A 4,629-nucleotide genomic window follows, 5' to 3' on the forward strand; every position below is an offset into this window, starting at 1 on the left:
GTCGCGGGTCATTTGCAACCTTCAATAGAAATTAGAACCCATCTCAAAAATTCCCGTCCATGGGGATTTTTGAGATGGGTTCTATAGAAAACGGAGTATGAAGATTATATCGCAGAGAATGTATCAAGCAGCTTTGGAAGGATTTTTTTCCCCTCTTCCACACCCGCTTCATACGCTTCATCCACTTTTGTCAAATCGAAAATATTGATGCCCTCACAGGCGGCCGGTTCAATATAGAAATCGACATACTCTTTCGACATCTCTATATTGGCAGCCATCATAAGCAGAAGTGCGCGCACGGTCATCCTGACCACGTTGTCCGGTTCCTTCGGAAGAATCGGATTGACATTGATACCGATAACAGGCATATCGCGGTTACAAAGAGGGCGAGCCGGCATATTATCCATGAAACCGCCGTCGGCGAGGAGAAGATCGCCGTAGCGTCGAGGAGAAAAAACGGGAACGAGGGAGGAAGATGCGATACAGAGCTCTGCGATGGGTCCGTTGTCGAAATAGTGCATCTTGCCGCTGGCCAGATCGGTGCAGGCAACGATGAAATCTGTTTTGAGTTCTTCGATATTTTCAACCTGAAGATGCTCTTTCAGCAGTGCTTCGATACCTTCCAGTGCAAAAACGCCGCCCCGTCCTGTCGAACCGAAAAGATTCCAGATTTTGACCGTTTTGATCAATTCGACGATCTCCTGCGGTGTTTTACCATCACACAGCAATGCACCGACCAGTGCACCTCCGCTGCTGCCGCTGACCGCTTCAATCTCGAAACCGTTTTCCTGCAGTACTTTTACAATCCCGAGATGCGCGACGGCACGAATGCCTCCACCGGAGAGTGCCAGTGCCACTTTCATCGATCTGCCCTGAAATTGGCTCGGACAGCTGCAAGAATACGCCGGCGCAGCTCCTTTCCGAGCGCTTTGCCGCTCAATCCCTCATCGAGGAGTTGGGCCGGCCGTATGCCCGGATCGAACCCCTTCTCATAGATATTGAGGTGTTTCGAACGTTCCGCCACACGGTCCGCATAGATACCGAGCCACTGTCTGATCGGAAAACGCAGTGAAAGGGCACCGAGAAACCGGTCCGTAATGTGATGGGGAACTCTTTTCTGGAATGTCAACACCTTTTTATAGACATTGGGGGTGTGTATTCTGTCACACAGGCCGACAGCGGAGCGGTGCATATCGGTCGAAAGAACGAAGAGAAAATAGTAGGGGCGCATCGCTTCGTCTTCCAGGGCTCTGGCTTTCTGCATATGCCGCGCCATACGAATATAGGTGTATCTCTCCGTTGTCAGTGCCAGAAGTTTTTTCGCGATCAGCAGATCGAACATCGCGAAGAGGCCGTAATGGAGCCATTGGGCCATGAACATCTTCTCGAATTCCCAGAAAATACGTTCGTGTGTCAGATCGTCAAGGGCGATCGACCGCATCAGATCGCGGCTCTCCTTTTCGATTCGGAATTTGAGACGGGCCGAAAACTGCATCGCCCGCAGAACCCTGAGCGAATCTTCGGCGAACTTCCCGAAGTCGACAACGCGAATGAGGCGTTTGCGGATATCATCGAGCCCGCCCCAGTGATCGACGATCTCACCCCTCTGCAGATCGAGCATCAATGCATTCATCGTAAAATCCCTCCGACGGCTTGCCTCTTTCGTATCTCTGGCAATTTCGACGGAAAACCCCCGATGTCCTCTGGCCACTTTGCGCTCGATTCTCGGCAAAGCGATATCGAGATGCCCATATTTGTAGACGAAAAAACTTTTTCCTACCCCTTTGGCCCCGAGTCTCCGCATCGCCGCATCAAACGTTTCGGGATCGATACCGAAACACTCGATATCAAGGTCGTAGATCTCCCGACCCATCACCATATCACGAACGGCACCGCCCACAAGATAGAGTTTTACATCGGGATAGTATGTGGTAAAAAAATGTCGGACGGTATCGAGTTCTTTTTGCAGTTCGGGAGGGAGGTGAAGATTCACGGCTTTTTGAGCGTTTCGATACGCTCATCGAGTAGTGCAAGAAGATATTCGAGGAAATTGAGTGTCAAATCGATTTTCGCTTCCACCCGTTTGTTGTTGGGTGACTGAAAACCTTCAAAGAGTACCAGAATACGCTCCCGCAGATGTTCGAGATATTCACGCTCTTCATGGATAAAATCCTTTTTGTCGGAAAGCGACAGGGATTGGGCTCCGTCACGCTCCTCCCGGACGCTTTTCGAGATCTCCTCTTTTACGTCTTTGACGCTTTTCGGAGAGTTTTCGCCTTTCGGCGGCACACTCCGCACATCCTCGCCAAGTTCCGCGATTGTAGAAAGAATAACATCTTTGAGTTCCATACCAGTCAACCTTACAGTTTTGAAAGCCAGCGTTCAAATTCGGCAAATTCGGCATCGCTGTCCATATCGACAAAAAAATCTCTCATCTTTTCATTGACACCCTGGAAATGGCGCCTGACACCCGAAAGCCTGTGTATTGCAGCCCTCGCTTCGCTGTTTTTCGGATCTTTTTTCAAAATCTCCTTGTAAATCTCCAGTGCGTCACTCTTGAGCCCCTGAAGTTCGTAGATCTGCGCGAGGGTGAGTGTTTTCAAAACGATCCTTTCGGTTCGCTTTGAAAACAAGTAAACAGTGAACAGTGAACAGTGAATAGTCGCGGATAGGCACTGCCGTGCCTTTTTACATCAAATAACAGGGAGCGAAGAGATTTTTCTGAACTTTTCACTTTTCGTTTTTAACTTTTCACTTACTCGCGTAGTTCGCGATAATCGATCCGATTTCGCTCGTCGAACAGACCTCTTTGGCATCGAAAGCACTCAGATCCTGCGTACGGTACCCCTCATGCAGTGCCTGTTTGATCGCCCGCTCGATACGATCGGCCGCCACATCCTCTTTCAGTGCATAACGGAGCATCATCGCTGCACTCGCGATCGTCGCGATCGGATTGGCGATCCCCTGGCCGGAAATATCCGGTGCAGAGCCGTGAATCGGTTCATAAAGACCATACTTTTCACCGATCGACGCGGAAGGAAGCAGCCCGATCGAGCCGCTCAGCATGCTTGCCTCGTCACTCAGAATATCACCGAAAATATTGCCGGTCAGAATGACGTCGAACTGCTTCGGATTGCGTACGAGCTGCATGGCCGCATTGTCCACATACATATGTGTCAATGTCACTTCGGGATACTCCTGCGCTACCTCTTCGACCGTGTCACGCCACAGCTGGCTGACATCCAGAACATTCGCCTTGTCGACGGAACAGACGCGCTTGCTGCGCTTCATCGCGATCTCGAACGCGACTTTCGCAATCCGTACGATTTCCGGTTTGGTATAGACCATCGTATTGAAAGCCTTCTGCCCGTCGTTGCCCCGCGGCTGGCCGAAATAGATACCGCCGATCAATTCACGCACCACCATCAGATCCACACCCTGAATAACCGAAGGTTTGAGTGTCGACGCATTTACCAGCTCATCGTAGACGGTGACGGGACGCAGATTTGCAAAGACTTCAAGCTCTTTGCGTAATCTCAGAAGTCCGGTTTCAGGGCGTTTTTCCCTCGGAAGATTGTCCCATTTTTCCCCGCCGATCGCACCGAAAAGTACCGCATCTGCCTGTTTGACACCTTCGAGCGTCTCTTTGGGAGCAGGATCTCCTGTCGCATCGATCGCGGCACCGCCCAGCAGATATTCGCTGTATTTGAGTTCAAAACCTTCTGCAAAGCTGACGGCATCGAGAACTTTGACCGCCTCTTCAACAATCTCCGGCCCGATACCGTCCCCTTTGATGAGAGCTATTTTGTAACAACGCATTATGCCCGCTCCTTTTTAAGCATTTCCGCCTTCGCGTAGTTGATCAATCCGCCGCACGCGAGAAGCTCCTGCATAAATTCAGGAATCGGATGGAACCGGTAGGTGACCTGCTTGCTGAGATCGACAATATTGCCCTTGTCCATCTCGATTGTAATCAGATCTCCTTCGTTGATTTTATCGGTCTCATTGAGTTCGAAAATCGGAAGTCCCATGTTGAAGGCGTTACGATAGAAAATCCGGGCGAAACTTTTCGCTACGACCGCAGCGACACCGGCCGCTTTCAACGCAATCGGTGCATGTTCACGGCTGCTTCCGCATCCGAAATTCTCACCGGCCACGATGATGTCGCCCGGCTGCATTTTGGTGACGAATTCGGGATCCGCATCCTCCATCACATGCTTGGCCAGTTCATGCGGATCGGATGTATTCAGATATCTTGCCGCAATAATCAGATCGGTATCGATATTGTCACCGAACTTCCATACTTTTCCGGTAATAATGTTCATCAAATTCCTTTGGAAAACCGTTAAATTTACGCGGATTATAGCAAAAGAAGTAAATCAGAAAGATTAAGCGCTCTCTTTAGCTCACTTCGTTCGCTTTGTTGGAAGGCGGGGTCGCCGCTTTGCAGTTTTGTGGGAGTGTGAGAGTGTGGGGTCGCCGCTTCGCGGCTTTGTGAGAATGTAGGAATATAGGAGCATTACAATCTCACACTCTCACAATCTTACATTCCCACCATCAACAACCTCAAACGGTTTAACGCTTGAGGTTGTTGACGATCTGCAGCATCTCGTCGCTGGTCGTGATCGC

Annotated in this window: 6 protein-coding genes; all 6 read right to left on the reverse strand. The window is 50.3% G+C overall.

Annotation, left to right across the window (positions count from 1 at the left end; genetic code table 11):
* Positions 1 to 104: 104 nt before the first annotated feature.
* The 6 genes from Q1K24_RS01090 to Q1K24_RS01115 all read right to left on the reverse strand — a co-directional run bounded on the left by Q1K24_RS01090 (position 105) and on the right by Q1K24_RS01115 (position 4,325).
* The gene (locus tag Q1K24_RS01090) at positions 105 to 863 is read right to left on the reverse strand and encodes a patatin-like phospholipase family protein (protein ID WP_300364754.1); all 759 of its coding nucleotides are present in this window, start codon (positions 861 to 863) and stop codon (positions 105 to 107) included.
* On the reverse strand, positions 860 to 1,993 hold the full coding sequence (locus tag Q1K24_RS01095; protein WP_300364756.1) for a CCA tRNA nucleotidyltransferase: 1,134 nt from the start codon (positions 1,991 to 1,993) through the stop codon (positions 860 to 862). The genes Q1K24_RS01090 and Q1K24_RS01095 overlap by 4 nt, the downstream gene beginning before the upstream one ends.
* Positions 1,990 to 2,349: a hypothetical protein gene (locus Q1K24_RS01100; RefSeq protein WP_300364758.1), complete on the reverse strand. Its 360-nt coding sequence runs from the start codon at positions 2,347 to 2,349 to the stop codon at positions 1,990 to 1,992. The genes Q1K24_RS01095 and Q1K24_RS01100 overlap by 4 nt, the downstream gene beginning before the upstream one ends.
* An 11-nt stretch (positions 2,350 to 2,360) precedes the next feature.
* Positions 2,361 to 2,603 (reverse strand): tetratricopeptide repeat protein, encoded by a 243-nt coding sequence (locus Q1K24_RS01105; protein ID WP_300364760.1) that lies wholly within the window; start codon positions 2,601 to 2,603, stop codon positions 2,361 to 2,363.
* 148 nt (positions 2,604 to 2,751) lie between these two features.
* Positions 2,752 to 3,819: a 3-isopropylmalate dehydrogenase gene (leuB, locus tag Q1K24_RS01110; RefSeq protein ID WP_300364762.1), complete on the reverse strand. Its 1,068-nt coding sequence runs from the start codon at positions 3,817 to 3,819 to the stop codon at positions 2,752 to 2,754.
* Positions 3,819 to 4,325 (reverse strand): 3-isopropylmalate dehydratase small subunit, encoded by a 507-nt coding sequence (locus tag Q1K24_RS01115; RefSeq protein ID WP_300364764.1) that lies wholly within the window; start codon positions 4,323 to 4,325, stop codon positions 3,819 to 3,821. Before Q1K24_RS01115 ends, leuB begins: the two co-directional genes overlap by 1 nt.
* Positions 4,326 to 4,629 lie beyond the last annotated feature (304 nt).

The organism is Hydrogenimonas sp. (assembly GCF_029932565.1).
Taxonomy (GTDB): Bacteria; Campylobacterota; Campylobacteria; order Campylobacterales; family Hydrogenimonadaceae; genus Hydrogenimonas.

Bases quoted from the DNA above. Each gene is read 5' to 3' on its own strand.
- Q1K24_RS01090 (WP_300364754.1), bottom strand. From the start codon at position 863: ATGAAAGTGGCACTGGCACTCTCCGGTGGAGGCATTCGTGCCGTCGCG.
- Q1K24_RS01100 (WP_300364758.1), bottom strand. From the start codon at position 2,349: ATGGAACTCAAAGATGTTATTCTTTCTACAATCGCGGAACTTGGCGAG.
- Q1K24_RS01115 (WP_300364764.1), bottom strand. From the start codon at position 4,325: ATGAACATTATTACCGGAAAAGTATGGAAGTTCGGTGACAATATCGAT.
- leuB (WP_300364762.1), bottom strand. From the start codon at position 3,819: ATGCGTTGTTACAAAATAGCTCTCATCAAAGGGGACGGTATCGGGCCG.